General features: G+C 42.9%; 30 protein-coding genes and 1 tRNA gene. 11 read left to right on the forward strand and 20 right to left on the reverse strand.

The features are described from left to right. Positions 1-314: 314 nt before the first annotated feature. The 3 genes from FWF39_RS07205 to FWF39_RS07215 all read right to left on the reverse strand — a co-directional run bounded on the left by FWF39_RS07205 (position 315) and on the right by FWF39_RS07215 (position 2,343). Positions 315-389, reverse strand: a tRNA-Glu gene (locus FWF39_RS07205). A gap of 54 nt (positions 390-443) precedes the next feature. After that, positions 444-980 (reverse strand): hypothetical protein, encoded by a 537-nt coding sequence (locus FWF39_RS07210; protein WP_343382766.1) that lies wholly within the window; start codon positions 978-980, stop codon positions 444-446. A gap of 82 nt (positions 981-1,062) precedes the next feature. Further along, positions 1,063-2,343 carry an HD domain-containing protein gene (locus FWF39_RS07215; protein WP_343382767.1) on the reverse strand — a complete coding sequence of 427 codons (1,281 nt, stop codon included), beginning with the start codon at positions 2,341-2,343 and terminating at the stop codon, positions 1,063-1,065. A 73-nt stretch (positions 2,344-2,416) separates the two neighbouring features. Between FWF39_RS07215 and tmk the strand changes: the two genes are divergently transcribed. Beyond that, positions 2,417-3,028: a dTMP kinase gene (gene tmk / locus FWF39_RS07220; protein ID WP_343382768.1), complete on the forward strand. Its 612-nt coding sequence runs from the start codon at positions 2,417-2,419 to the stop codon at positions 3,026-3,028. A gap of 247 nt (positions 3,029-3,275) precedes the next feature. On the opposite strand, the gene FWF39_RS07225 is transcribed toward tmk, so the two are convergent. The 10 genes from FWF39_RS07225 to twy1 form a co-directional block, all read right to left on the reverse strand. Beyond that, positions 3,276-4,013: an ABC transporter permease subunit gene (locus tag FWF39_RS07225; protein WP_343382769.1), complete on the reverse strand. Its 738-nt coding sequence runs from the start codon at positions 4,011-4,013 to the stop codon at positions 3,276-3,278. Then, positions 4,010-4,930, reverse strand: a complete 921-nt coding sequence (locus FWF39_RS07230) for an ABC transporter ATP-binding protein (RefSeq protein ID WP_343382770.1) — start codon at positions 4,928-4,930, stop codon at positions 4,010-4,012. The genes FWF39_RS07225 and FWF39_RS07230 overlap by 4 nt, the downstream gene beginning before the upstream one ends. Before the next feature lie 175 nt (positions 4,931-5,105). Further along, positions 5,106-5,444 (reverse strand): hypothetical protein, encoded by a 339-nt coding sequence (locus FWF39_RS07235; RefSeq protein ID WP_343382771.1) that lies wholly within the window; start codon positions 5,442-5,444, stop codon positions 5,106-5,108. 2 nt (positions 5,445-5,446) lie between these two features. Beyond that, on the reverse strand, positions 5,447-6,688 hold the full coding sequence (locus tag FWF39_RS07240; protein WP_343382772.1) for a replication factor C large subunit: 1,242 nt from the start codon (positions 6,686-6,688) through the stop codon (positions 5,447-5,449). Then, a complete protein-coding gene (locus tag FWF39_RS07245) occupies positions 6,672-7,685 on the reverse strand; it encodes a replication factor C small subunit (RefSeq protein WP_343382773.1) in 1,014 nt (337 codons plus the stop codon). Before FWF39_RS07245 ends, FWF39_RS07240 begins: the two co-directional genes overlap by 17 nt. Before the next feature lie 167 nt (positions 7,686-7,852). Then, entirely contained in the window at positions 7,853-8,185 is a 333-nt protein-coding gene (metG, locus tag FWF39_RS07250) for a methionine--tRNA ligase subunit beta (protein ID WP_343382774.1), read from the reverse strand. A gap of 171 nt (positions 8,186-8,356) precedes the next feature. Further along, entirely contained in the window at positions 8,357-9,013 is a 657-nt protein-coding gene (locus tag FWF39_RS07255) for a hypothetical protein (RefSeq protein WP_343382775.1), read from the reverse strand. 140 nt (positions 9,014-9,153) lie between these two features. Continuing rightward, a complete protein-coding gene (locus tag FWF39_RS07260) occupies positions 9,154-9,396 on the reverse strand; it encodes a hypothetical protein (RefSeq protein ID WP_343382776.1) in 243 nt (80 codons plus the stop codon). A gap of 207 nt (positions 9,397-9,603) precedes the next feature. Further along, entirely contained in the window at positions 9,604-9,789 is a 186-nt protein-coding gene (locus tag FWF39_RS07265) for a hypothetical protein (RefSeq protein WP_343382777.1), read from the reverse strand. Positions 9,790-9,876: 87 nt separating this feature from the next. Further along, positions 9,877-10,839, reverse strand: a complete 963-nt coding sequence (gene twy1 / locus FWF39_RS07270; protein WP_343382778.1) for a 4-demethylwyosine synthase TYW1 — start codon at positions 10,837-10,839, stop codon at positions 9,877-9,879. Positions 10,840-11,030: 191 nt separating this feature from the next. On the opposite strand from twy1, the gene FWF39_RS07275 reads away from it, so the two are divergent. Both FWF39_RS07275 and FWF39_RS07280 read left to right on the forward strand, forming a co-directional pair. Beyond that, positions 11,031-13,097 (forward strand): carboxypeptidase-like regulatory domain-containing protein, encoded by a 2,067-nt coding sequence (locus FWF39_RS07275; RefSeq protein ID WP_343382779.1) that lies wholly within the window; start codon positions 11,031-11,033, stop codon positions 13,095-13,097. 213 nt (positions 13,098-13,310) lie between these two features. Beyond that, positions 13,311-13,505, forward strand: a complete 195-nt coding sequence (locus FWF39_RS07280; RefSeq protein WP_343382780.1) for a hypothetical protein — start codon at positions 13,311-13,313, stop codon at positions 13,503-13,505. A gap of 54 nt (positions 13,506-13,559) precedes the next feature. Here FWF39_RS07280 and FWF39_RS07285 read toward each other — a convergent pair whose 3' ends face one another. Further along, positions 13,560-13,721 (reverse strand): DNA-directed RNA polymerase subunit P, encoded by a 162-nt coding sequence (locus FWF39_RS07285; RefSeq protein WP_343382781.1) that lies wholly within the window; start codon positions 13,719-13,721, stop codon positions 13,560-13,562. A 77-nt stretch (positions 13,722-13,798) separates the two neighbouring features. Here FWF39_RS07285 and FWF39_RS07290 point away from each other — a divergent pair, with 77 nt between their 5' ends. Then, entirely contained in the window at positions 13,799-14,647 is an 849-nt protein-coding gene (locus FWF39_RS07290; RefSeq protein WP_343382782.1) for a class I SAM-dependent methyltransferase family protein, read from the forward strand. 1 nt (position 14,648) lies between these two features. On the opposite strand, the gene FWF39_RS07295 is transcribed toward FWF39_RS07290, so the two are convergent. Next, positions 14,649-14,786: a hypothetical protein gene (locus tag FWF39_RS07295; RefSeq protein ID WP_343382783.1), complete on the reverse strand. Its 138-nt coding sequence runs from the start codon at positions 14,784-14,786 to the stop codon at positions 14,649-14,651. A gap of 17 nt (positions 14,787-14,803) precedes the next feature. Between FWF39_RS07295 and FWF39_RS07300 the strand changes: the two genes are divergently transcribed. Continuing rightward, positions 14,804-15,073, forward strand: coding sequence for a Trm112 family protein (locus tag FWF39_RS07300; protein WP_343382784.1), 270 nt, complete (start codon positions 14,804-14,806; stop codon positions 15,071-15,073). An 8-nt stretch (positions 15,074-15,081) separates the two neighbouring features. Here the strand turns inward: FWF39_RS07300 and FWF39_RS07305 are convergent, their stop codons facing one another. Both FWF39_RS07305 and FWF39_RS07310 read right to left on the reverse strand, forming a co-directional pair. Next, positions 15,082-16,029 carry a Gfo/Idh/MocA family oxidoreductase gene (locus FWF39_RS07305; protein ID WP_343382785.1) on the reverse strand — a complete coding sequence of 316 codons (948 nt, stop codon included), beginning with the start codon at positions 16,027-16,029 and terminating at the stop codon, positions 15,082-15,084. Further along, complete coding sequence (locus FWF39_RS07310) at positions 16,026-17,345, reverse strand: UDP binding domain-containing protein (protein WP_343382786.1); 1,320 nt, start codon at positions 17,343-17,345, stop codon at positions 16,026-16,028. The genes FWF39_RS07305 and FWF39_RS07310 overlap by 4 nt, the downstream gene beginning before the upstream one ends. 181 nt (positions 17,346-17,526) lie before the next feature. Between FWF39_RS07310 and FWF39_RS07315 the strand changes: the two genes are divergently transcribed. The 3 genes from FWF39_RS07315 (at position 17,527) to FWF39_RS07325 (ending at position 21,122) form a co-directional block, all read left to right on the forward strand. Further along, complete coding sequence (locus FWF39_RS07315) at positions 17,527-17,673, forward strand: hypothetical protein (RefSeq protein WP_343382787.1); 147 nt, start codon at positions 17,527-17,529, stop codon at positions 17,671-17,673. Between the two features lie 163 nt (positions 17,674-17,836). Beyond that, positions 17,837-19,855: a hypothetical protein gene (locus tag FWF39_RS07320; RefSeq protein WP_343382788.1), complete on the forward strand. Its 2,019-nt coding sequence runs from the start codon at positions 17,837-17,839 to the stop codon at positions 19,853-19,855. Positions 19,856-20,006: 151 nt separating this feature from the next. Next, positions 20,007-21,122: a hypothetical protein gene (locus FWF39_RS07325; protein WP_343382789.1), complete on the forward strand. Its 1,116-nt coding sequence runs from the start codon at positions 20,007-20,009 to the stop codon at positions 21,120-21,122. A 43-nt stretch (positions 21,123-21,165) separates the two neighbouring features. Here FWF39_RS07325 and FWF39_RS07330 read toward each other — a convergent pair whose 3' ends face one another. Together FWF39_RS07330 and guaA are read right to left on the reverse strand one after the other, a co-directional pair. After that, positions 21,166-22,230 (reverse strand): NDP-sugar synthase, encoded by a 1,065-nt coding sequence (locus FWF39_RS07330; protein ID WP_343382790.1) that lies wholly within the window; start codon positions 22,228-22,230, stop codon positions 21,166-21,168. A gap of 95 nt (positions 22,231-22,325) precedes the next feature. Next, positions 22,326-23,876, reverse strand: a complete 1,551-nt coding sequence (gene guaA / locus FWF39_RS07335; protein ID WP_343382791.1) for a glutamine-hydrolyzing GMP synthase — start codon at positions 23,874-23,876, stop codon at positions 22,326-22,328. 200 nt (positions 23,877-24,076) lie between these two features. Between guaA and FWF39_RS07340 the strand changes: the two genes are divergently transcribed. Beyond that, on the forward strand, positions 24,077-24,520 hold the full coding sequence (locus FWF39_RS07340) for an Lrp/AsnC family transcriptional regulator (protein WP_343382792.1): 444 nt from the start codon (positions 24,077-24,079) through the stop codon (positions 24,518-24,520). A 49-nt stretch (positions 24,521-24,569) separates the two neighbouring features. On the opposite strand, the gene FWF39_RS07345 is transcribed toward FWF39_RS07340, so the two are convergent. Next, the gene (locus tag FWF39_RS07345; RefSeq protein ID WP_343382793.1) at positions 24,570-25,241 is read right to left on the reverse strand and encodes a hypothetical protein; all 672 of its coding nucleotides are present in this window, start codon (positions 25,239-25,241) and stop codon (positions 24,570-24,572) included. A 281-nt stretch (positions 25,242-25,522) separates the two neighbouring features. Here FWF39_RS07345 and FWF39_RS07350 point away from each other — a divergent pair, with 281 nt between their 5' ends. Continuing rightward, positions 25,523-25,867, forward strand: coding sequence for a hypothetical protein (locus FWF39_RS07350; RefSeq protein WP_343382794.1), 345 nt, complete (start codon positions 25,523-25,525; stop codon positions 25,865-25,867). A gap of 93 nt (positions 25,868-25,960) precedes the next feature. Then, the gene (locus tag FWF39_RS07355) at positions 25,961-26,245 is read left to right on the forward strand and encodes a hypothetical protein (protein WP_343382795.1); all 285 of its coding nucleotides are present in this window, start codon (positions 25,961-25,963) and stop codon (positions 26,243-26,245) included. Positions 26,246-26,278 lie beyond the last annotated feature (33 nt).

Below are 26,278 nucleotides of genomic sequence, written 5' to 3' on the forward strand. Positions count from 1 at the left end.
AAACCAAAACAACATGATTTCATTATAACGGCTTTTAGTGAGAAACAACGGGTGCATCAAAAAAGGCTTGAAAAGGCATAAAGCTGTAGTGTATAAAACCGGCTAAAAAGTTAGGTAATTACTGATGATGATGCTCCATCAGCAGTGTTTTTTATCTAAGAAAAAGAAAAAGTTGATGATGATACTTGCGATATGTTGGGGATAAATTTTGGGGCAACTCGTGGTTTTAGGATTCGATCGCTTTTTTGTGTAAGTCTTTTTAGAAATTTAAAAGCCAGAACATAAGAAGCTGGAGAAAGGATGAGGTATTGGAGTGCTCCGGCCGGGATTCGGACCCGGGTCGCCGACTCGAAAGGCCGGCATACTTGGCCGGACTATACTACCGGAGCGCATTTGTGGAAAGCACAAGCAGAATACAAATTCCTATGAATAAACCTTACCCTTCAGGAGTTCATCTTTTTACTGCTAGACTTGCCTTGTTTGCTCTTTTTTGGGGTAAACAGAAAACCGGTTATCTGTTCGATGAGTTTAGTTTGGGAGTCGAGTTTTTTTTCAAGATCTTCCACCCGTTTTTGGAAGTCATTTGAGATTATTTTGCCCTCAATACGGTTGGAGCTACGGAACATAAGCAGTAATTTAAAAACTTCATCAACTGCCTTTTTTTGCTCACTTTCTGAGGCAGGTTTGATACCAGCAATAATAGAGAGCAAATCGACGTAGTGTTCTTTGATTTTAAGTTCCGCATTAACTGAGGGATCCACTGAGAGACTGAGGTTGATCGGGTTCTTTTTAGCGAGTTCAGCAGCAGTTGGGAAACGAATGATAATATCCCCGTTTATCCAAGAGGTCACAAATTCTGTGACAATACGGTTGATATCTTGGCCGGAGAACAGCTGAGAGGGATCAGCGTCCCCTTCGGGTTTGCGTTTGATTTTTACGCTAATTATTTTTTTATCCTCAGCATTGGCGTTATTTGTCATTTGGCTCTCTTCCCACGCATAGAGTATGCGCTGACATTCTCCTAATTAAGGACTAGTATTTAAGAGCCAGTCATATCGGATGCTAGAATGAGATTTTGGTTGCTGAAGGAATCTGGCCTAGTACCTTAGCGGTGGCTTTCTCGACATTAGCGCGGTTTGTTTGATCAGTGTAGACGCGCAGAATATTCATGAAGCCTTTGAGGGTTTCAAATATCTTTGAGCTCTCGCTTAGGCGTTGGAGTTTCTTTTCGCCTGCTGTGCTTCGGGTGAATACGGGGATTTCGGTTGATTCCATGAGCACGGCATGGTGATAGGGTACTGAGGGGACGGTTGGGACATCGATGATAACGGTGTCTATTTCGACGCCTGCCTCTTTGGCGATTTCGCCGCGTATTTGTAAACGGTAGGATTCCTGTCCAAACAGGTTAGATATCAGGGCGTCTTTTTCGTAGAAGGTGCGCTCATAGGCGCATTTGAGCATACGGCGGTTCTCTAAATTGCTGATAATCTCGTTAGATGCGCGGCATTTTTTGAGTGCGGTCCAAACTGTGTAATCATCCAGGGCTAGGTATTCTTCGGGGGTTTCAAAGGCGGTTAATCCAAGTTCACTGTTTGCTTTATCCATAGCCGATGCCAGCATTATCTGTGCGGCGCGTCCGACGCGGTGAAAATAGATACTTTTGAAAGATTCAATACGAGCAATCACAAAGGCTTCCAAGGCTGATAGGGCGCCTAGTTCAACGGCCAAGTTTTCGCCTAAAAGATCCAAGGCGTGGATGAGGCGATACACGTCTATGAAGCCGTACTCAGCGCCGGTGTGATAGGTGTCTCGGACAATGAAATCTTGTTTGTCTACATCTACAGCGCTACTTATGATTTGGTCAAGAAAGGCGCGGTCTTTTTTGTGCAACTTTCCAACGGCTAGTCCAGCGACTTCTTTGTGGTTGTAGCCCATCTTGTTTAGGATGTCAGCTACTTCACTGTTCTCAATTATCCAAGAGGTGAGGTCTTCGTGGGTTTTGTTGAGGTTTTTGCTTAGCAAATGTTCAAACACATGTGAGAAGGGACCATGACCGCAATCATGCAACAAAGCTGAGAGACGACACATATCCACCTCATCCTCAGTTGCTGCCTGGGAAATACGGGGGTTTACCAGCACCTGGCCTGCTAAGAACATGACACCTAGACTGTGTTCGAAGCGGGTATGATTAGCTCCGGGATACACATACTCAGAACCGGCCAGCTGACGAAGCCGACGCAGTCTCTGCATAGGATAGGTATCTATGATTTTTTTCTCCGCATCTGTTATGTACACATAGCCGTGGACGGGGTCTTTGATTTCTCCCCAGTAAGCTTTAGGCACAAGCGCTACCTCTTGACAATTATATTTAGGGACCTACAATTAATGTATAGCGCAGATTACAAGGTTGAGTATTATGGCAGGAAACGGAATCTTTCTGGTTATCGAGGGACTAGATGGAAGTGGGAAAACCACCCAAGCTAAAATTTTAGCCCAACGCCTATCTGAAACCTATAGCGTTTACCTCACCGCAGAACCCAGCCGAGGCAAAATCGGCACCTTTATTCGTGAATGTTGTCTCTACGACCAAACTCGGCTTCCAACCGAAGCCGAAGCCCTTCTCTTTGCCGCTGATCGCATTGAACATATGAATGCTGAACTTAAACCCGCGCTTAACCAAGGTAAACTAGTCATCTGCGATCGCTATCTCTACTCGTCGCTGGCATATCAAGGCAACTCAGGTCTAAGCCTTGAGTGGATTAAAAACATCAACAGCCAAGCACTACAACCTGACTTTAGCATCTTTCTGGATGTACCACCTGAACAGGTACTGGAGCGTCTGCACCGCAAAAAATCAGTGATGGAAACTTTGGAGACCCAATGTAGAGTTCGAGAAGTTTACCTAAAGTTTGTAGAAAAAGGGGAACTGATTCTAATTGATGGCAATAAACCTCGAGAGACAGTGGCAGACGAATTATATGCTAAAATTATAGACCTGCTAAGACCCGTTAAAGACTATGTTTTTTGAATCTACCTTCAGATTCACAAACAAAAAACCACCGTTCATAGTCGGAGAGACTGAAACGTCTGCTCAATAAAAAAGAAAAGCAGATTCGGTTTGGCTATCATTTCTTCTTAAATTTGTACTTGAAAAAATAGCCCAGCACCATAATAACAATAGTTACAACAATAATAATCAAAAACACCTCAACAGACATCTTACCACCTCGTTTCAATGTTGTTCTGCATCAGGGCAGTAGTAGCATAAAGAGGGGTTACTTCCATTTTGTTAGTATTTCCTCCCTGCGAAAAGTCGCTGTACTCACAAAAAAGAGTGCCACATCAACCGCTAAGAGAATTCCAGAAATTATCAACAGATTGTTTACATCCAAAGTTAGAAGGTTGGTCTCGCTGGCTAGGTATATGGCTATGAAAGGAAAAAACATGAGCAGGCCATAACTACTGGCACTGCGTACATCGGCAACCTTTGAAGATACAATTATGCTAAATAAGATGCTTAAGACAGCGGCAATCGGCAACAAAACCAGCAACAATACTCCGAGGGTCCAATTCGGGTAGAAGTAGTAACCCAGCTTATCAAACGATACGTGGTTCATACCAAACATGAAGACCACTGAGGCGGCATACATAACAATTAAAGTTGGTAACAACGCAGAGATTGCTTTCCCAAGTAAGATTTCGCCATCGGTGAGAGGCGTTGCCAGAAGCGGCTCGAGGCTTTTTTCTACTTTCTCACCGACTATACTGTAAGAAGCAATGCTTAGGGGAATAAAGGCGGCTCCGATGATGAAAAAAAAGGAAAATGAATTCATCAGATTGGTAAGGTTAGTTGCAGTGATTTCGGCATTTCGTGCCTGAGCAAAATTGAGCACTAGTGGAAAAATGATAGATATTATAATTGGGAAAGCGACGATGGGGTACCAGATGTTTTTTTGTTTACTAAATACCTTAAAGTCTCTAGTGGCTACAAGCCATGCCTTTGAGAGTCTCATACTTCTTTCCTCACAAGTTTTAGGTAGGTATCTTCCAAGTCGGAGCCAACTACGTCTACAGTTCTGATGTGTCCACCTGCTAAGACGATAGCTTCTACCACAGGCCAATTCTCTTTATCGGGGTCTTGAACATTAAAGGTTAAGGTGTTAGTTTCACTGGATAGATTTTTGAGCGGCATATTCTTTAACGCTTTTAAAATGGGGTCGGTGATTTGCTCGAGTTTAATAACGGTTTTTCTGTTACTTACCGACTGTTCCAGTTCCTGGGGTGTTCCAACCGCTGTAAGTACAGTGTTTATGATGCCAACGCGGTCGCAGATTCTTTGTGCTTCGTTGAGATTGTGTGTGTTTAAGAAAATGGTCTTCTTTTCGCGTTTTAGTTGAAGAATGAAATCTCGTACTGTTTTTGATGCCTCGGGGTCAAGATTTGCGGTGGGCTCATCTAAGACCAGTACTTGGGGGTCATGGATCAGTGCTCTGGCTATGGCAAGCTTTTGTTTCATACCCTTTGAAAAAGTCCAAACTAAAACATTTCGTTTCTCCCAGAGCCCCAGCATCTCGAGAAATCGTTTAATGTTATCTTTTCTCTGTGTTTCGGTGCAATCATATATTTTCCCATAAATGTCAAGGTTGTCATATGCAGTAAGGTGCTCGGAGAGTCCCACATTGTCAGGTACCAATCCGATAATTTTTCTGATTTTTAATGAATCTGCTTTGTTGCCTATTTCGTAACCACCTACGGTTGCAGTTCCACTGGTCTTAGATATCAGACAACACAGCATACGTATGGTGGTGGTTTTTCCTGCACCGTTTGGTCCCAGAAAACCAAAGACTTCACCGTCGTTTACATGAAGCGTCAGGTTGCCTACAGCTGTTAAAGACCCAAATTTTTTGGCAAGGTTATTAGTATCAATCAAGTTAACATTACCAGACTATTTTGTAAAAACAACCATATTTTGATGGGCACAATCAAGTATTTAAACATAAATCCAAAGAGTTATATCAAGTAAATATATAACCTTCAGAATATACCGGTTTCAACTTTTCTGGAGAACAAAACAACCTATGCCTTGCGCACTATTGATTTGTTGTCTAAAATTGGGTTAGATACGTCTCAAAATTCTTTCGATCCTTTAAACATTGAGAACAAACACAGCTAAACGGCAGATTTTTAGTGGTACACAATTCGAGGTAGTTGCAACCCCGGCATGAAAAATCTTTGCCGCAACGGATACAACTCTGCAGAAAAACCACATCATCTTTCAAAATGTCACTGATGGTGTCGATGACTTTTTCGATGTTATTGTAGCTCTTAATGGAGAATAGACCTGCATTACGGTCGTAGTCTAAGCCCAGATGGATGAGATTAACAAATTTTTCTTTCTCCACCCGTGGAAGCTTAAACCCTTTACCGTTTAAAACAATTGTCATTCTCAGTACCTGCCCATTTTTATTAGGAAATCGACTTCTTCAGGGGTGAACTTGAACCAGCTCACAAGGGGACTTTTGGGTTTCTTTTGCAACATTGCTCTGATGTAGGGTACGAAGTCATGTTTGGCGGTTTTGTGGCTGACATGACATTGCGCCCCGATTTTGCCGCATATTGCATCTAACATAGTGCGTTTACCCTTGGTCCAAAACAGGGTAATGATGCGTATGGGGGGTGTGACAAAGGTGAAGGATTTATAGGATTGGGGGTTAACTGCTGAAGCGTGAGCTAGGTCGTTGTAGAAGTATTTGAGCAGATGCCAGTTTTCAGTACCGATACGACCCCTAAACAAATCGGCTTTGGATACATAGTTGTAAGCTTTGGCAAGTTCGGTGAGATCGGGGTAGCGTTTTGGGAGATTATCGCTAACTGAGAGCAAAAAATCGTCATAGTCAATGTTTGAGAATGCCAGCATAGCTGAGGTTTCGGCGATGCTTTGTGCAGAAAAATATCGTCTAAGGGTTTCATCTAGACTTGTATCTTTGTTGCGTGAGGTGAGCATCATTGTGTCTTGAAGACTTAGATGGTGGTTTTCTTCACCTAAACTCTGCAGGTCATTTATAGCAGAGCGTACATCACCTTTGCTGTTCTGTGCAATACGCTCAAGCGCTTCAAACTCTGCGGTTACATGTTCTAATAAACAAATTTTTTGTAACAGGGCAATTATTAGAGGGATACGAACTTGCTGGAACCGTATTAGTAGACATTCTTTTTTGAGGGGACGTAATTTTTCGATGTCGGGATCATTTGCGGCCATGATAACAGGTACGAGGGAGTCTTCGATGATTTTTAGAATTGCGCTAACTCCGCCGCGGTCTTCGTTGCCGGCGATGCCGTCGACTTCGTCAAGAAACAGTACGTTGCCGTTTGTTTGGGCGTTTTCTGTAAAGTTATCTAGTGCCTTGTAGGATGTGGCGGGTTTGGCAACGGCGTTAATGGCTTTTTCGGAACGGGTGTCGCTGGCATTCATTTCAATAACAGAAAAGCCCAGTTCTCGTGAAGCGGCCAAAACCAGTGCGGTCTTGCCAACTCCGGGGGGTCCATAGAGCAGTACTGCTTTTTTGTTGTGACGTTTGTTTTTGAGCCATTCAATAAATAGGGCTTTTGCTTCGTCGTTGCCAGTTACGGCGTCAATTTTTTTGGGGCGGTATTTTTCAACCCAGAGCAGGTTATTTTGCGTCTGCATAACTTTCCTCTATGCCCTTGCCAAATTTGGCAAATTGCGCAAGTAGTGCGCTTAGTTGGATGTCGCTGTTGGCACCTTGAGTGAGACGATAATCATATTCGCCGATGACTCCAGAGAGGTCTGCTTTTTGTTCGGCGGTGAGGTCACTCATTTTAAAGATTTCACGTTGGACTTGACGGATGATCTCAGTGCCGCTAAAGCCAAAGTTGCCCATGATGTCATACATGGTTTTACGGGCGTCCATAAAGTCGCCGTAGAGGGCTTTACGTATCATTTTTTGTACTTGGCTGGGGCTGGCTTCGCCGATGACCAGTGATACGGTTTTTTCGTCTATTACGCCTTCTTTGTATGCTGAGGCGGTTTGTAGTGAGTTTATGGCGTGGCGCAGGTCGCCTTCGGCAAAATCGACAATACGATCGGCGGCTTCGGGGACTAATGTGGTGCCTTCTTTTTCTGCGATGCAGATGAGATGTTGCTTCATGGCTTCTTTGTCGACGCGGCTGAAGCGGAATATGGCACATCTGCTCTGGATGGGTTCGATGATTTTGCTGGATTGGTTACAGATGAGTATGAAGCGGCTGGTGCGGCTACCAATTTCCATGATTCGGCGTAGTGCAGTTTGTGCGGGGCCGGTCATTTGGTCACATTCATCTAGGATGATTAGTGCAAAGGGAATATCTTCGCCAAAGCCTGTGCGGCTGTAGCGGCTAAAGTCTTTGATGCGGTCTCGAACGGTATCTATACCTCTCTCATCGGAAGCGTTGAGTTCGAGAGTGAAGTTTTTCCAGTTTGCACCATATAGGGTGTGGGCGATGACAAGGGCAAGGGTTGTTTTGCCTGTGCCAGGAACACCTGCAAACATGAGATGTGGCATTGTTTTGGGGTTTCTCATAAACGCCTGAAGGCTTTCTACGATGTCTTTTACGCCGACGACTTCGTCAAAAGTTTTAGGGCGGTACTTTTCAACCCACATGAGTGCTTCTTCGTTAACTGCCATTAAATCATACCTTCACAATAATGCAATACAATAACCGCAGCTATAATTAATTTAACTTTTCTCTAAAGACCCAACTGAGCACCGTTTGTATGTGATAGCATACGCTGGTTAATTAGCGATTGTAAAAGAAACCGTAGAGGATTGTTAGTTGTGTATTGCTGGTGTTGTTATCTTAGTTTGCTTCCTTCTGTGATGTCTTTCTCAGGTTGTAGAACTGACACGTTGCCTGCTTCATCTTCGGCGGCTAAAATCATGCATTGTGATTCAAGTCCTGCTATCAGTCGGCGCTGTAGATTTAGTAGAAATAAACATTTTTTGCCGGTTAGTTCTTCGGGTTTGTAGAATTTTATCAGTCCTGCGATGCATTGGCGTTGCTCTGAGCCGAAGTCTACTTGGATTTTGATGAGTTTTTTGCTTTCAGCAACTGCTTCGGCTTCGATGATTTTGCCGATTCGTAAGTCAAGTTTTTCAAAGTAGTCAAAAGTTATTTCTTCTGCCATTGAATCACGCTAAACCAGTTATTACGGTTTTGAGATATTTACTTTGCTGTCCCTAACTCGAGCATTTGGTTGTCAGTTTATAACTATAGGGCACTGGAGGCCGTGTTGGTATAGTTGATGGACAAACTATAGAGAGGAGATATTTTGGGTATGAGTCATGTGGGTTTGAGTTTAGTTTTTTGTTTGTTTGGGTTTGGTTTTGGGCAGGGGCGTTTCGAATTTTTTGAGAAGGTCTTCGAGTGTTTTGCGTCGTACTTCAAGGGTGATATCGCCGCGGGTGGTTTCGATGATGCGGCGTGCGATGTCAGATTTGTGGCGTAGTCCGGGAACCAGCATGTAGGCTTCGTCGAGTGCTAGTAGTTGGATAAAGATTTGGTCCATGATTTCGAGGCATTTTACGGCTTTTTCGACTTCGCCTTCTCGCAGGTAGTCTAGTGCCAGGCGTCTGCATTCACCGATAACGTCTGCTAAGCCTAAAATATAGTCGACTGGTGGTACCCTGATCTCAGAGGGAGTAACAAACCGGTCGGTTTTAACCAGTGTGAGCAGGATGTTTGCTTCGGAGTATTCTTGTAGTGTTGCGCTAAACATGCCGCTGTAGATTATTTCAGGGTATTCTTTAGCTTGTTCTTGGAGGTTTGTAATGATTGTTTGGGCATCATTGAGCATTTTTTGGGCGTTATCGAATCGTTTTTGGTGTAGAAGCAGAATGGATTGTTTTGAGAGACTGGCAGCTTTGCGCATGTATTCATGTGCGTCCTCACGAATTTTGTTTTTAGTTGTGAGTTCGGTTTTGACTTGCTGAATAATGTTTTCTATAGAAGACAAATTGGCACCAAGTAGTGTAGTGGGCTGGTTGTTTATTTACCATATGTTCACCTACAGGGCCGGGTTTTTCTTGTTGTTGAGTTTAGTTTGTAGGGTTTTTGGTTTGGGTGGGTTTTGGTGGGTGTTTGTTGGGTTGAGGGTTAGTTCATTTTTTTTATCCAGACGGCTATGATGCTTAATGAGCTGATCAGCGGGATGAAAATGGCGGTTATAATGGCCCATTGGAGTTCAAGACAGAGGTTATTGTTGGCTGTGGTTGCTGTTTCTGCTGTTGTTGATGTGGTGGCATATGTTAGGGGTATTAGGCCGCAGGATATGGCTGTGGAGAATAGCACAACGTCGGTTATGACGATAAACACTATCAGAGCGATTACCTTTGTCATGTTACTCACGACATATTGTTTATTTTTGGAGGTTTAAAACTAATTCCACATCAAGAATATTTCTAAACCCACAGCATATCTGCATATGTAATATACCACATGTGTTTGGCACTGACAAGCATCGATAAGAAAACAGCAACAAAACACCTGCCAAAAAACAATAAAACTCAACACTCAAAAATCAGCTAGATAAAGAAAAAATTAAAGTCAAGTTTCTTGCGGCCACTTCTCAACCAAAAGTTTGCTGTCACCAAGCAAAAAACTCACTTTGACAAATATGGTATCAGCACCCTTAAACGGAAACATGCTGTCTTCTGCTAAATCTTTAGGCAGATAAACTAGATATTTACCGTCTTTTCGTCGAAACAGTCTGCCTTTCCCTTCGTTTACCATTATACTTACCGCTTGGTTTACTACAGCATAAGGGCAAAACTTGGGTATTTAAAATTTATTGCAAACAATCCGCCTGCCAACTTTCAATCAGCTCTTTCCCACTTGTATAGCCTTCTCCAATCGGCTCAACAAAACCACACGACTCTCAGGTGCCTCATTGATAATTCTATAACCGGTTTGCTCAGCAAGTTTTTGGGCGAATTCTCTGACTTCGCCATGTAGAGGCATGCGATCAAACCCCAACCGCAAATTCGAGAACCCAATATGCATGTATGCTTTAGCTTCGATGTAGGTTGGCTGCGCTTTCTCTATGAGTTTAGCATACCCCTCCACTTCAGCCATGTTGTAATCCTTTACCATAGTCATACGTGTGACTGTAGGGCAACGAAAACTTTTGAGCAACTCGAGGGTTTCATTGAGTTTTTTCCATGCGGCTGGGAATTGGGGTCGACAGATTTTGTTGTAAACCTCCTCGTTTGGAGCACAGAGTGAAACATAGAGCTGGGTGGGTTCTTGACTGAGCTGGGAGAGTTTCTGGGGCAGGTTGCCATTGGTTACCAGAAAAGTAGTTAATCCTCTTTGATGGAAAGTGCTCAGTAAGTCGCCTAAGGGTGCATAGAGGGTAGGTTCACCTGTGAGGCTTATAGCAACTTGATTGGGACGCATGGCCTCTTGGAATTTGCGCCAATCAGTCTTTTCATTGCCCTTATAACCTGAGATAATTCGTTCTTGGGCTCTAAAGCACCCCTCCACAATCTGCTCAGGTGTGTCCTTGTTGGGATTGTGCATTTCATCCCAGTGAATTTGCATGTCACCGCTTTGAGCCCTCCAGCAGAATAGACACTGCTGGGTACAATAATACAGCGAAGGTGTCATCTGAATACAGCGATGACTTTGGATACCGTAGAATTTTTGTTTGTAACAAGGACGATTGTTAACTATTGACTCATAGAGCCACTTGCATCGTTTCACTGCAGAGTTAGCACCAATTAGGTGATACTTTTGTTTTTTAAGCGCCGATAGAAGCGGAGATGCAGAGGGGTCTTGCAAACTAGTTTCACCGTTTGCTCTGTTATAGTTACGGTCTTTTAAAAAGACCTGCGCCGAAAACTACATTTAATGGCGAATCTTTTGTTACTGCAGGCAACCATTTGGGGTGCCCTTGAAATGTTAGATGACAAAATTTAAAATACAATGTGACCTAACATCAGTATTAACTAGTTCAGGAGAGCAAGAAAGGGTTGAATAAGAAATTCACTACATTCACCATCCTGATTCTCATGCTTTTTGCCGCTTTATCGGTGGCACCTTTGGGAGCTCCGCAAAACTTGGAGGTAAATATCTATCAGATAACTCCCAACTCTGCCAGCGGACCATCAGGATCAAGTGTAAATATTTTAGGCACCCTCGTCAACCCAAACGCATCCTACCAGATCATACTGGGAAGATCTATTGTTGCCAGCGGCATCTCGGAGGGCTACTATATAAACGCCAATTTTACGGTTCCTGAAAGTCCAGTAGGACGATATGCACTCATACTACAAGAAGTAGCAACCAACCGTAACTCAACCAAACATTTCACAGTTTCCATAGGCTACAACATCGACATAGCCCAACCAACAATAATAGAGGGCGATAGCATAACCTTTAACGTATCAGTTACCGCGGGTAGCCTTGGCGTTAACTATTATGCAACAGTTGATGTGATTTTACCCAGCGGCACAACCCATACAACCAACGTAAACTTGGGCACCATTAACCAAAAGGGCACTGCAAGCACCCAAGTTAGTTTCCCAAGCAACAATTTTTCACCCTCCAACGGAGCAATCGACTACACCGGTACCTACACCATAAAATTCAACAACACCCTAGCCCAAAACCAATTCAGCGCACACATTCTAGATTCATCGGTTTATCACAGAGGAGAAACCGCCAAAATCCATGCCACCGCCTACCAACCTAATCAAGCAGCGACAATAACATTTAGCAGCCGCGACACTACTATAGAAACACTCCAAGTTACAGCCTCCGCAGAGGGCATAATAAGCACTACTTGGATTATTCCCGATAATGTTGCCATCGGAAGTTACAGTGTAAAAATCACACCTCAAGACAAACAAAAAACTATACAAGACCAACAGACTTTCACAGTCCCCGGACATCAAATAAAGGTACAAGTCATCAACCTCGCAGGCAAAGTCGTACCCGATGTCTTAGTTAGAGCCACTGATTCAGCGACTGGTACAGTCTTCAGCGCTGTAAGCGGTTTAGATGGTATCACAGCCTTTAGGCTTGAAAATGGTCCCTTTAGCTTAACTGCCACATGGAAAGACATCAACATAGGGCAATCAAACATAATTATCTCAGGAGAAGAAACCTTTCCGCTACGCTGTCAACTAACTGATACCATAATTACAGTTAAAAACGCCGCCGGCGTCACCATACCCTTTGTAGACCTAGACATAACATACAATTACCAAGGAAACACCAACTCAAAAAGTGACAGCACAACGGGCCGAACAGACCACACAGGCCAATATACTCTAACATCTACCTTAGCTGGCGCCACCTACACTGTGGATGCTTCACTCTATGGTCATATATTTAACGCAGGCAACAATACCTTTAGCAATCGCATTGATCAAGTCGTTGCGCATTTTGTGATTGACTGCCCCATTCAAAACGTTTCCATAAATGTTAGCGGATATAACTATAAAGCCATACCCGAGGCGCGCATAGAATTTGTGGAATGCTCAAACGGACTCTTTTATTCAGCAACAACTGACAACCAAGGTAACACGGCGGCACAAATAACCTTTGGAATGTATCGCATCAGAGTATACAGCGGAAATGCCCTAATCAACGAAACCACCACAGAGATCTTTGGTAATAGAGAGCAACAAATCCGTTGTACACTCTATGGCATTCGCCTCTCTGTTTCAGTCGTTGATTTCTGGGGATCCTCTATTCCAAACACCGAGGTAACCCTCAACGGACCTACAAGAACCTCAGCTATTACCCAAAGCAATGGCATAGCAACCTTTGACAACATCATCGGCGGCCATATACAAATAATCGCCCAACACCAAAGCAAATCGGAGGCATCACAAGCCATAACAGTAAATATTAACGAACCTGCTACGGTTCAAGTTAAAATAGACAAATACACATCCCTTGGAGGCCTGCTTATGCAAACAAGCACACTAATTACTATCGGTATAGTATTTGCGGCTTTATTTGGGTTCATCACAGTCGAAGTCTACCGACACCGAAAAATTCATAGCGTAACACCTAAAGCAACAACTTAGATTTCGACTCTTTTTAGAAAAAAGTTTATAGGCTTCCAAGAAACAATACACATCCAATAACTAAAACGTGTAATATTTTGACTCCTGAGGTGTATCCTGTTGGCTCAAGCAAAATCTTGTTCTCCAACATGCCAATCTTTCAAGTGCGGCAAAAATGCAGCAATTTTCCGAAGAGATTCAGTTTGGTGCAGAGATGGAGAGGAACCCTGCAACGTGGCTAAGTGTACATATTCAATGTGCTTTAAACGACGCTTGCTTCCGGGTGCAATCTGCGGTGAAACCGTCCGGCGAAAAACAGCCGAACATGATTTAGACGACGACTTTTACAAAGATGAGGACAATTCCTCTGCCTCTGTGAAACTCAAAGGAAAAGCCCTGCGTAAACTCGGAGACCAAGACTACTATTAAAAATAGAAACAAACAAAAATTTATTTGCCCGTGCTAAGCACGAGTACCTTCTCTCTATTTTGATTGAACCCGTTTAACTACCGGAGGTTTAACCTTCTTTAATATACGGTATCCACATATGATGCATTTGATTTCTCCGCCGCGGAGTTCAAGTTCTTCGGAAGGGACACGCGAACCGCATCTCATACATTCGTAAACAATTCCTGATTTTTCCATGCGTAAACGCCTGTTCCTACAAAGAAAAGCAATCTACTTTTAAACGTTTCCAATAGCATTATGCAGAGGATAAGCAATTGAGAGTACGTCTTAGAGAAAAACTTGCAAACCAGCTACCACCCGACGCCTTAAGCCGCGTTTACAGCTCTTTTGATATAGTCGGCGATATAGCTATCATCAAAGCCCCCAGCAATCCATCCGACGCACAAATCGTTGCAAAACAGATCATGGAAACGCACAAAAAAATTCGAACCGTTTTTTCCCAAACCAGTCCAGTTGAAAACACTCATCGCATCCGAAAACTCACATTACTATTAGGCGAAAACACTACTCTGGCCAACCATAGAGAAGCAGGATGCAACTTTAAAGTGGACGTAGAAAAATGTTATTTTTCACCCCGGCTATCCCATGAACACCTACGGATCGCACAACAAATTTCAACAGAAGAAACCGTGGTTAACATGTTTGCGGGGGTGGGCTGTTTTAGTGTAATAATCGCCAAAACAGCACCAAAAACAAAAGTGTACTCCATAGACATCAACCCCACAGCATATCAGCTCATGGCTGAAAACATACAAATCAACAACGTCAAAGACAGCGTTTACCCCTTACTTGGCGATTCCAAAGAACTTGTGGAAACCCAACTTCAAGGCACCGCCGATCGTGTGCTGATGCCCCTGCCTGAACTAGCCCTTCAATATCTGCCCACTGCTGTATCGGCACTCAAAAAAACAAACGGGCTAATACACTACTACGATTTTGAACATGCTACCAGACAAGAAAACCCAGTTGAGAAAACCCAGCAAAAAGTCGCAGAAACGCTTGACAAGTTAGGCGTCAAGTACAGGTTCAAATATACCCGTATCGTACGCAGCACCGGCCCAAACTGGTACCAAACAGTACTAGATATCCAAATTGCACACTAATTCAGAAATAGAGCATAATATAATCGACTGTTGCTACACCTTTTGCGTCATCAACTGCATCTCTGAGTGCTTGTTCAGTATTAACAACAAGAGTAATCAAGTTTTTAGTTGAAGCAAGTTTTAATAACTCAGTATTCAATAGCTACGTGGTTGATTATGAAACGTAAACTCATGGAAATCCTTGCCTGCCCCATAGACAAACACCATCCTTTGGACCTCCATGTCTTTGAAGAAAAAGATGAGATCATAGAAGGCTTAATCATCTGCTCTCAATGCGGACGCTGGTATCCCATCCGTGATGAAATCCCCGAAATGCTCCCTGATGAGTTACGCAAAGAATCTGAAGACCTGCCATTTCTAAAGAAATGGAAAGACAAAGTACCTCAACAAACCGTCTCCGAAGGCAAACCCTTCAACCTAAAATAAACACTGCTCTATTCTATATGCACTACCTTGTTTTTAGCTGAGGACTCCAAGGCAGCAGTTGCCACTTTGAGGGCCACTACACCATCCTCACCAGTTACTAAGGGTTTCTTTTTCTCAGTGATGCATTCAACAAAGTGTTGAAGCTCTGCTTTTAGAGGTTCTTGGAAGGGTAAACGCGGTTGGATTGTTTCGGTTTTCTGCTCAATCCAAAAGTCTTGAGTCATGTAATCAAGGCGCATAATGGCATCACTTCCCGTCACTGTCAACGTACGAGTCTTGTAGGGCGTGAGCCAGTTAGTTTCAATAAACGCCGTTCTGCCGCCCTTATAGGTTAACATTATCTGGGCATAGTCTTCAAACTTTTGGATTCTCATACTGCCCATGTTTGCATAAACAAATATGGGCGGCTCATTAAATATGAAATTCATAACATCGATATCATGAATGGCTGTGTCTTTAACAACGCCCACATCACCAATCCGCTCAGGCCACTGTGAAACACGCTTAGCAGTAGCACAGACTAATTCACCGATTTTTTTGTTCTCCGCAGACTGACGAATTTGTTGCAACCCAGGGATAAAGCGCATCAAAAATCCCACTGTTAAATGTAAACCGTTTTCTTTGGCGATTTTTACAAGCTGTTCAGCCTGCGGGGGCGTGGTCGCCATAGGTTTTTCGACTAAGACATGCTTACCGGCATTTAGAACTTTTAGGGCTTCTTGAAAAAGAATAGTTGACCAGGTACAGACGCTGACAGCTTCAATGGATTTATCTCTCAACATCTCGGTGCTGTCGCTGTATGCTTTAACACCATATGAGTCAGCCATGACTTTGGCTCGCTCTGCATTAACATCACATATGGCAACAAGCTCTGTTGAGTCAAGTTCGTTGTAGATTCGGGCGTGATTTTTACCCCACTGTCCTGTGCCGATTACCGCAACGCCTAATTTAGTCATTTTTGGTCAGTTCCTCTTCCGAGTCCAAAGTATAAGAAGCCTTCTATCTCCATCTGTTTGGGATCGAATTTTCCAGCTAAATCCACCACCACTGAAGGTGACTTCATGAGGGATTTGATTTTTTTGAGATTGAGACGACTGAGCTGTTCGGGTTCGCCAAGTATAATGACACAGTCAGCACCTTCCACAGTTTCGTTTAAACTAGTTTTTATGTTGGCTGGTTCAGGGGTTTCCTTTTTAGTCAAGGGATCATAGATTGTGGCTTTGGCGCCTTTCTGCTCAATCAATTTCATAAAGAGGTCACGGGCGGGGGAAGATCCTAAAATGGCCACTCTGCTCCGTCTTAGCGTCTTATCACAACTTCGCAGAGCCTCCTGAGTTAGATTCACGGCGTGTTTAACCATGTCTTCGTTTATCTGTCTTGCCAGAGGGGGCAGTCTTAGCTTGATGTTTAGGTTTTCGGCGTCTTCGAGCAACAAATAGGCGCCGTCGCATTCTTCTCCAACAAGGGTTGGTCTAGAACAGGGCATGTTGAGGTTTAGGGCATCTAGAACCTTAAAGTAGTCAGTGTTGGCATTTTCGCAGAAAACTGCAAACTCGTTGGTTAGCGCCAAAAGTGCATCCTGTTTTGCAATTGTGAAAAGGGTGGCTATCTCGGCGGTTTTTAGACCCAAAATTTCCTTAACGTTTCCTGAGAGGGGTTTTAGAATAACTAAAGCGGCGCCTAGGCTCAAGTTGTCAGATGCGGCTACAACAGTTAGCTCCAAGGTGGATGTTGGAGTGTTTGTTGGGATTAGGGGGCTGTAGGCTAATCCAAAGTCTTGTCCTGCTTTTAGCCCTGAGGTGTTTTCAAGTATTTCCTTTATTGTTCCCTCAGTAAATCCTACACTTGCGATGCCGCCATAGATTACAAGGGTTCCGCTGTGAAGGGCGGCTCCAATGTGTTTGCAGGTATTTACTAACTCGGTATAGTTGTTTTTTTTCTGTTCATCGATCTTTGCTGTGAGGGTTATAATTACTATATCGCTTTGAGAGATTGTTTTTTTTAGTTCGCTTGTAACGTTAATTTTTTCTTGGTTTATGTGGCTTTTGAGTTTAGCTTCTGCTTCGGGCATAGGGGGGGCTGTTTTTCCTTTTGCGGCTCTCTTTACAATGCTGGCATCAGCATCGGTGCAGACCACATTAAATCCTGCATCTGCAAACATGTTGGCATAAAGGATACCTTTGTGTCTGCAACCCACAATTGTAACAAGGTATTTTGAGCGTTTTTCAGGGGTGTCTATTTCTTGGGGGGTTAGATGCAAGACTTGTGGCATGCGCTATCACGTAGTTAAGTATAGGTTGAGAGGCTTAAATTTTCTTGTATTTCTATTTGTGGTTGGACTAAAATCAGAGGTTTCACCTTGTTGTTTGAGATAACATGACTCCTTCAGCCCATTAAGCTACCGATAGAAAACGGCGTAAACATTAGGGAGATAAAAGCTGTGGAGTAAAATCTTGTCATACTCAGAGAAGCAGGCAACAAGTGAAGAATTAACGGAGGATTATCTTGAGGTGTCAAAAGCTTATCCAGTATACTTTTCTAACGTTTATTGTACCGCTACATCTTTAGCATACTACATAACATTAGTGCATACTATCTGATATGTCAGATGTTTAGCAATCAGGCGCAGTGAAATAACTTGCCAAAAAACTAAAAAACAGGATTTAAGAGAGTTAAAGAAGGATGTCAGAAATGTTTAGTCAGTCCACCCGTCTTCAAGAAGGTTTTTTAGCATATTTTAATAAGCAAATTGAATCAAATATTATGAGTTCTGAAGAAGCTAACAAAATAATGAACAAAACTCTTGAAAATATAAACAGTTGGTTGCAGGACAGTTCAATTTCGGATTCAACAAAAGAAGGGATAAAACAAGCTATAGAGCAAGAGCGATGGTCTGATCTTGTTTATGCGTTTTGGCAGGAAGTAACTTTTGGTACAGGCGGCATTAGAGGCCGTGCCGCACTCACTGAATCGGACCTAAAACTGCTTGCCTCAGAGGGATTGTCCGCAAAAATTTTGAAAGGACCCAACACCATTAACGACGTAGTTTTTTCCAAAATTACCATGGGTGTAGCTAGATATATGGAAAAACGCGGAATGAAAAACGTGGTAATCGGTTACGATAGCAGACTTAGAGGTAAAGATTTTGCGGAACTTGTTGCAAAAATCTTTATCTCAAAGGGCATAAAAGTTCACCTATTTGACGAACCAACACCCTATCCCGAACTATCTTACGCTGTAACATTTCTCAGAGCCGACATAGGAATAGAGATCTCAGCTAGCCACAATGACAAACGCTATAACGGATACAAAATCTGCACAGTAACAGGGGCATCTCTTAACCTCAATCAAAGAAAAGAAATAATCGATGAAATTTATGGAAATAAAAACAACAAAGAAGAGACACCAACAGAACTGATTAATCTCAAAGAGGCCCCAACTGAGTTCCTTGCATATTTAGGCGGCGATAAACCCCTATTTGACATAGGCAATCATTCATACACTAATTTACACAAGGAATATTTAGGGCACATAAAAGAATTCATTTTACGCCTAGAAGCGGTAAAGGAAAACTTGACAAAAGTCCACATAGGTTATTGTGCATATTACGGCAGCGGACACAAACTAGTCCCCTGGCTACTTAAAGAAACAGGGTTTAGCAATATCCAAATTGTTTCAGAAATGAACACACCAAACGGGTTGTTTCCTGCATTTAAATTAACCGAACTACCCGATCCAGGGTTTATTGGCTCTGCTGAAAAGGCATCAGCAGAATTCAAAAAAGAACACGGTGACCAAGCCTTTGAAGCACTCGACATGTTTGTTGGTACCGATCCAGATGCTGACCGAATGGGCTTAACAATAAACATACCCAAAACCAAACGTTCAGCAATTAGCGGCGACTGGAAACTACTCACAGCCAATGATCTTTGGACCCTAGTTTTATGGTATAGGCTTTCTGCGATTGCTGAAAAAAATGGCGGCAGGATTCCTGATGCTGTTCATAAATCAATTATAAAAAGTCATGTTACAAGTGAAGCTTTACGCAGAGTTGCAAAAAAGTTCAGCATTGACTGCGAGGGCACTTGGGTGGGTTTTGGGTTCCTTGCTGAAAAGATTATTGAGGAGTGGGAACAAGGACGAGCCAATCTGGGCGCTTTCGAAGAAAGCAACGGCTTCACGATAGGAGGGGCTAAACCACAAAAAGGAGAGTCATTGGGTCAAGGAGGACACACCTTAGAAAAAGATGGCACCCTAGCAACTTTGTTGACAGCCGAAATAGCCTCATATGCCAAATCCAAAAAAACCACCTTAATGGATATGCTCAACAGTCTCTATCTTGATCCTGATATTGGTTGTTTTGTAACAATTGAGATAACTCTTCCAGAAGTGGGTGTTTTTGAAGGAGTAGAAGGCGAACTTCTGAAACGAAAGATAATAAAAAACATTGAAAGGATGGCCCAAAAAATTAGCACCGGCGCCACCGTAGATATTGCAGGTTTACCAATTGTGAGAACCGAGACATTTGCCACTGGGAAATACGATGATATTTACTGGAAGGGCTTTCCTGATGAGGGTTTGCGTTTCTACTTTGACAACACCGAAGTTAATCACTTGACAATAAGACCCTCAGGAACAGAAGCGAAACTCCGCTTCTATGTCCAACACAAACTTGAAGGTCTAACTCAAGAAAACATTTGGGACAAAAGAGCAACAGATGATAAATTCGTTGAAGAATTAGCTAGAAAAGCAATCGACATGGTTCAAAATAGGCAATTCTAAACTGAAACTCACAAGACGTCAATAAAAAATTATGAAAAACGAGTTAAATTTGGGAAAAAACATTTGAAAAAAGACACAAATCTCATTTTACACGAAAGGTTTTATAGGCATACGGTTGTACCTTTGCTTTGTCAGCGTCTGAGGTATAGCCATGGAATTTAATGCTAAGACATTTGATCCTGAGGAACTTGAGGCAGCTATTACTTCGATACAAGGACAAGAGGGGATAATTGATTTTTTTGAAAAAATCTGTCCTGCAGAAGGTAATCGTAGCTTTGAATTGGCGATAACAAAATTAGTTAAAAACCGCAGTAATAATGATACGCTAAAAGAATTTGACAGCGTGTTACACAACATCAGATGCACATCTGATACTTCTGATATAATTAAATATGCTGCATTTTATGCTTATGTTGTAGATTGCAGATATAATCGTAAAGAAAAAAATTTCAAGATTATTGAGAATATCTTTGGAACTACTAACCAGTTCAAAAATTATAAATCATATATGCATCTGACATTAGAGTGGTTGAATCGTGTTCACCCAGAGAAGGTGACATCGGTTGATGTTGACAAAGCAAAAGAGGATTGGGATAATAATCCCAATCATCCAGGGATCATCTATTTGTATGGTTCGCTCGTTGCCACTCTATATGAGAATAATCACCAAGAAATTGAGGCTGCAGAAAAACGTGAAGAAAATCTGAAAAAAGCTTATGACGCTGTCACAGTTGCGATAAAAAAGTCGAAAGACATAGATGGAGAAGAGTATACAAAATTTTATAGCGGTAAATCAAGGCTTCTTTATTTGCAAGGAAATTTTAAAGAAGCATTAGATGCAATTGATTTTGCAATTAAACACGAACCACATCGTGAATACAGTACTTCAGAAAATATGCGCAGATTTCTAGATCATAAACTCAAGATACTTATCGCAATCAACGCAAAAACAACTGATAAAATGTCCAAGGTGAATGATGATCTGGATAATCTGCGCAAACAAACGAGTAAAAACATTGAATTTCTCGGTCTTTTCGCCGGTATTATTGCCCTAGTAGTTGGAAGCCTCCAAATGGCCGCAAATCAACCGGCATCAGACGCAATCAAACTTATTATAGTGTTGTTTGGATCTCTTTTGAGTACATATGCTGGATTTGGCATCATTTTGCATGGTTATAAGAAGAAGGAATTTTTGATTCCCAGTATTATTGTGATGGCCCTCGGGCTGTGCATAATAATAGCGGTATTGTTATTTTTGCAAGCATAAAAAGCAAGCAGAAGAAGCATAAATCGAATGGAGACAAGCAGGACTATATGTTTTGCGATATCTCTTTAGCGGGGCAAATTGTTGAGCCGGTACGCATAGAAATGTTTTCGTTGACTTTTGCTTGATCAGCAATTATACAGCCATGGCCTATATCGGCGTGCTTACCTATGCGTGCGCCTTCGCCCACAATGGCCTCATATAAAGTGACATTATCATCGATTTCTGCATCTGCGAAGATAACAGAGTGACTTATGGTGACGTTTTTGCCGATTTTGGTGTTTTGTCCTATAATGGCATAGGGTCCAATGATAGAGTTCTCACCCAAAACCACACTCGGATCTATCGCTACAGGAGGCCTTATTTCAGCTGTTGTTTGGGGGTTTGTTATTGTGTGAGCGATTGAATCTAGGATTAACTTGTTTGCTTCTATGTACTCTTTGGGTTTGCCGATATCTATCCATAAACCATCCATGTGACAGCCCACAAGACGACCGGTTTCAACAATTTGGGGAAAAATTTCGCGCTCAATCGAAACGGCTCGATTCTCAGGAATAAAATCGAAAACCTCAGGGCTCAAAACGTAGGTGCCTGCGTTTATGAAATTGCTTGGCTCCTGACCCTTGGGCGGCTTTTCGATGAAACGCTTAATGCAATCATCCTCGCATAGTTCCACAACCCCAAAACAACTAGGGTCCTCCACACGACAAAGGGCCATAGTGGCAAGGGCATTGGTTTTTTTATGTTTGTTGAGTAGATTTTGGTAGTCTATGTCGGCAAATATATCACCGTTTAAGACTAGAAAGGGTTCGTCATGTCCTAGGAGGGATTCAGCTTTTTTGATGGGACCAGCGGTTCCCAGGGGCGTTTTTGGGGGGTCGATGGAGAAGCGGACTTTTAAGCCGCATTTAGAGGGTTTTTGCTGGCGTATGTAGAACTGGGTTAGTGCGTTGACTGCTAAGATGACTTCGTCTACTCCGTTGTTGGCTAAGCGCTCAAAGGTCCACTGTAGGAGTGGTTTGTTGACTATGGGGAAAAGTGTTTTGGGTCTGCTACAACTCAGTGGTCGAAGTCTTGTGGCAAAGCCGCCGGCTAAAATCAACGCTTTCACAGTTCCACCGGTATAGTAGTATAGCATCTATGTTTATATAAATAAGTAGGAAATACAGCTATTGCAGTAGAGTTTTTGTTGTAAAATTGGGGGGGTTATTCCCACTCGATGGTTGCTGGGGGTTTGTGGGTTACATCGTAGACTACGCGGGTTACCTGTGGGATTTCGTTGGTTATTCTTGTGGAGATACGTTCGAGAACATCATAGGGTAGTTTTGCAAAGCTGGCGGTCATGGCTTCTTTGCTCTCCATGGCACGTACTGCAACCACGTAGCCGTATGCTCGTGCGTCTCCTTTGACACCGGTGGCTTTGGTATCGGTAACTACTGAGAAGTACTGCCAGAGGTTCTCGGCAAAGGTGCATTGTTCAATTTCTTCGCGGACGATTTTGTCGGATTTTTTGGCTATGTGGACTTTTTCTTCGGTGAGAAGACCGATTATGCGTACTGCTAGACCGGGGCCGGGGAAGGGTTGGCGGTTAACGAGTTCTTTGGGTAGTTCTAACATTTTAGCGATTTTGCGGACTTCGTCTTTGTAGAGGTCGCCTAGGGGTTCGAGGATTTTTTTGAATTTGATTTTTTCAGGTAATCCTGCGACATTGTGGTGGCTTTTTATTACATCGCTGTTTTTGCCAGCGCCTGATTCGATGCGGTCGGGATAGATGGTTCCCTGTATGAGGTATTCAGCGCCGGATTGGGCGGCGATTTCTTCAAATACGCGGATGAATTCTTCGCCCATGATTTTGCGTTTGGTTTCGGGTTCGGTTACGCCTCGAAGTTTGTCCATGAAGCGTTTTTGTGCGTCGACAACTATGAGGTGGATGTTGAATTTTTCAAAGGCTGTGCGGATGGCTTCTGTTTCGCCTTCGCGCATAAATCCGTGGTCAACATAGACAGCGGTTAATCTTTCACCTATGGCTTTTGCGGCTAAGGCGGTAGCGACGCTTGAGTCTATGCCTCCGCTAAGACCAATGATGGCACGGCTGTTGCCTGTTTGAGTTCGGAGTTCTCGGATCATTTTTGTGATGAGGTCTTCCATTTGCCAGTTTGGCTGTGCGTGACAGATTTGGAAGATAAAATTTTGGAGCATATGTACACCGTTTTTGGTGTGGATGACTTCGGGGTGCCATTGCAGGCCGTAGATGGGTTTGGTTTTGTGGCGAAATGCTGCAACGGGACAGTTGTCGGTATGGGCTAAGGTTTCAAATTCTGGTGGAGGGGCTATGACGGTGTCACTGTGACTCATCCAAACCTGCTCCTGTGTATTTAACCCCTCTAAAATCCCAACGGGTTTGTCGATGGTGACTTGTGCGGTGCCATACTCTTTGCAGGCTGCTGGTTCAACTTTTCCATTGACTAACTGGGCTAATAGTTGATGTCCATAGCATAGACCCAAAATGGGAAGATTTGTTTCCAAGATGTTGGGATGTAGTTTGGGGGCATTTAGGTCATAAACACTTGAGGGTCCGCCAGAGAGAATTAAGCCTTTGAGGTTGAATTTTTCTCCCAGAGCCGCAACTTCTTGAGGTGAAATGTCATGGGAAACGATTTCGCTGTAGACGCCATGTTCTCTTATTCGTCTACCTATGAGGTGGCAGTATTGTCCGCCGAAGTCTAAGACAAGGATGGTATCGTATTTAGCAGGCATTTAGGATGACTCCGAATTAGTGGAGTTTAGGCTCTAATTTAATATTGCTATCTTTTTTCTGTCAAACCCAAGCCTCTCAGAGGGGTTTGGCATACGACCGCATCTATGAGCTAAACATTTATTAGCGCAACCGTTTGATTATCAAAAGGATGTCCCATAAAGCAGAGTTAAATTGAAAAGATGTACAGGAAGAGATTATTATGGAATTAACCGAAACGGACATAAAAATCCTCAAAGGACTCATAGAGGATGCTCGGTTTAGTAGTCGCCAAATCGCCAAAAACGTTGGCGTATCTGTCGGTACCGTTTTATCTAGAATAAAAAAGATGGAAGATGAGGGACTCATCAAAGGCTACTCAGTCATACTGGATCATGAAAAACTAGGTTTCCAACTAACAGTAGTCACTGAAATAACCGTGTCAAAAGGCAAACTAGTAGAGACAGAAAATGAAATTGCAAAAATCCCCAATGTCTGCGGAGTCTATGACGTCACCGGATCAACCGATGCCATCATCGTTGCCAAATTCAAAAACCGTGAAGACCTGAGCGGCTTCACCAAAAAACTCCTCACAGTACCCTACATCGAGCGCACCAACACCCACATTGTACTAACAACAGTTAAAGAAAACTTCCGCCTACTCTAACCACCACAAATTTTGATGTAATCACAACCGCCAGTAGTAAAATAAAAAATTAAAAATTAATTTGCGGTATGCGATATTTTCTTTTTTTACCAATCCAGTCACCTACAAACCCACCGGCACTATAACTAACAGCAAGACTTGTTATAAAAAAGACATTAGCACCCACATCCAAACTACTTACCTGATCCAATGTCCACTCAATCCCAATTAGCTTCACAAAAGACAACGCAATCAACCAAAAAAGACATCCAAGTACACTCAAACCCATACCGATATAAAACACACGTCCGGCAGTCAAGGGCCGTACTTTGAGCAAATACCCAATTGCTACAACAAACAGAACACCACCCAACGCCGGTATAACTCTTGTAAGCGGAGCATCAAAAGTATACCACCCCACAACAGTGAGTGCGAGCGCAATGACTAAAGATAGACACCAGCCAATTTTCCATCTACGTGACATACCCGGATTTTCAGGTATTTTTGCTAATAGTTCATGAGCTTGTTTGCCCTTCTCGGAGAGCACATATTTGCCCTCATCAGTTTTTTCTAAAAAATCATTTAACACCTTTAAATGATAAGCAAACATACCCGACGTTACATCAAGAGCCGCTATAAACTCATCAAAAGTCAGGGCCCCTTTCTCATTTAACAAAAAAAGCGCTTTTCTATTTGTTTCATCCTTAAAGATTTTGCGCAAAGGCCCCAAATCAGATGACATACAAACAGGCACACGGATAAAAAATATAAATTTTCTGCCTATGACAAATAATTAACAAACAGGTCATTTAAAGCACTTAACCAAGAAATATCACATGATCACTGTTTTACAAGAGTTGACTCTACATAAGAGTACAAGATAGGCAGTTATTGATTCAGAAAAATTACTAAAAAAGGGTTGTTTGGCAGGCTCTGTTGGAGTACTGCAAGTTTTAGTGCGCACTCCATTGGAGCCTGCTTGCCAGTTTTTAGTGATCTGCGTAGGGCTATGGGTGAAGTTTTGTGGTTTTTTTATGTGTTAGGTGTATTGCAGTTATTGCCAGTGCGGTTACGATAGCGCCAAACAGCACCACCAAAGCTGTACCTAACCAGCCTAAACCAAACATAACCGAACCCTCAGAAACAGACTGCGTAACAGAGGGCAAAGGATCCTTAGCCGCTGGAAGCACAGGAACAGGACTAGCTACAGGAGCATTTGTAACAACAGAATTAGAAGAAGCCGCATTAGACGCAGTCTTACTAGAAGTATCCGAGGAGGAGGTGGAGCTTGAGGATCCGCTGTTTGTAGACTTGTTCTCATCATTCGAGACTGCTGGAGTAGTTGCTGAAGAGTCAGTTTCTGTTTGAGAATCAGAGTTTTCCTCTATGGCTTTAGTGTTGGGGTGTTTGGTGTGGGTTTTGTCGTTGCATGGAACGTTTGGGTTATTGTGGTTTTGATCTTTGCAACAATCCTGTGGTCTGCAATCTGGTTTTGGGGTGCATGGGGGTCTTGTTGGAGTACAATCAGGCTTAGATGTGCATGGGGGCGGGGTTGGAGAACAATCAGGCTTAGGAGTACATGGGGGTCTTGTTGGAGTACAATCAGGCTTAGATGTGCATGGGGGTCTTGTTGGAGTACAATCAGGCTTAGGAGTACATGGGGGTGGGGTTGGGGAGCAGTCGGGTTTGGGTGTGCATGGGGGCGGGGTTGGAGAACAATCAGGCTTTTTTTGCTCAGTGTTCTGATAGATTATAGTTACATGACTGCCTGCTTGAAGA

The organism is Candidatus Bathycorpusculum sp. (assembly GCF_009778815.1).
In the GTDB taxonomy this organism is placed as follows: domain Archaea; phylum Thermoproteota; class Bathyarchaeia; order Bathyarchaeales; family Bathycorpusculaceae; genus Bathycorpusculum; species Bathycorpusculum hydrogenotrophicum.

Coding starts and splice junctions, on each gene's coding strand:
- FWF39_RS07210 (WP_343382766.1), bottom strand. CDS start 980: ATGACAAATAACGCCAATGCTGAGGATAAAAAAATAATTAGCGTAAAA.
- tmk (WP_343382768.1), top strand. CDS start 2,417: ATGGCAGGAAACGGAATCTTTCTGGTTATCGAGGGACTAGATGGAAGT.
- FWF39_RS07225 (WP_343382769.1), bottom strand. CDS start 4,013: ATGAGACTCTCAAAGGCATGGCTTGTAGCCACTAGAGACTTTAAGGTA.
- FWF39_RS07235 (WP_343382771.1), bottom strand. CDS start 5,444: ATGACAATTGTTTTAAACGGTAAAGGGTTTAAGCTTCCACGGGTGGAG.
- FWF39_RS07240 (WP_343382772.1), bottom strand. CDS start 6,688: ATGCAGACGCAAAATAACCTGCTCTGGGTTGAAAAATACCGCCCCAAA.
- FWF39_RS07245 (WP_343382773.1), bottom strand. CDS start 7,685: ATGGCAGTTAACGAAGAAGCACTCATGTGGGTTGAAAAGTACCGCCCT.
- metG (WP_343382774.1), bottom strand. CDS start 8,185: ATGGCAGAAGAAATAACTTTTGACTACTTTGAAAAACTTGACTTACGA.
- FWF39_RS07260 (WP_343382776.1), bottom strand. CDS start 9,396: ATGACAAAGGTAATCGCTCTGATAGTGTTTATCGTCATAACCGACGTT.
- FWF39_RS07265 (WP_343382777.1), bottom strand. CDS start 9,789: ATGGTAAACGAAGGGAAAGGCAGACTGTTTCGACGAAAAGACGGTAAA.
- FWF39_RS07285 (WP_343382781.1), bottom strand. CDS start 13,721: ATGGAAAAATCAGGAATTGTTTACGAATGTATGAGATGCGGTTCGCGT.
- FWF39_RS07300 (WP_343382784.1), top strand. CDS start 14,804: ATGAAACGTAAACTCATGGAAATCCTTGCCTGCCCCATAGACAAACAC.
- FWF39_RS07305 (WP_343382785.1), bottom strand. CDS start 16,029: ATGACTAAATTAGGCGTTGCGGTAATCGGCACAGGACAGTGGGGTAAA.
- FWF39_RS07310 (WP_343382786.1), bottom strand. CDS start 17,345: ATGCCACAAGTCTTGCATCTAACCCCCCAAGAAATAGACACCCCTGAA.
- FWF39_RS07320 (WP_343382788.1), top strand. CDS start 17,837: ATGAGTTCTGAAGAAGCTAACAAAATAATGAACAAAACTCTTGAAAAT.
- FWF39_RS07325 (WP_343382789.1), top strand. CDS start 20,007: ATGGAATTTAATGCTAAGACATTTGATCCTGAGGAACTTGAGGCAGCT.
- guaA (WP_343382791.1), bottom strand. CDS start 23,876: ATGCCTGCTAAATACGATACCATCCTTGTCTTAGACTTCGGCGGACAA.
- FWF39_RS07340 (WP_343382792.1), top strand. CDS start 24,077: ATGGAATTAACCGAAACGGACATAAAAATCCTCAAAGGACTCATAGAG.
- FWF39_RS07345 (WP_343382793.1), bottom strand. CDS start 25,241: ATGTCATCTGATTTGGGGCCTTTGCGCAAAATCTTTAAGGATGAAACA.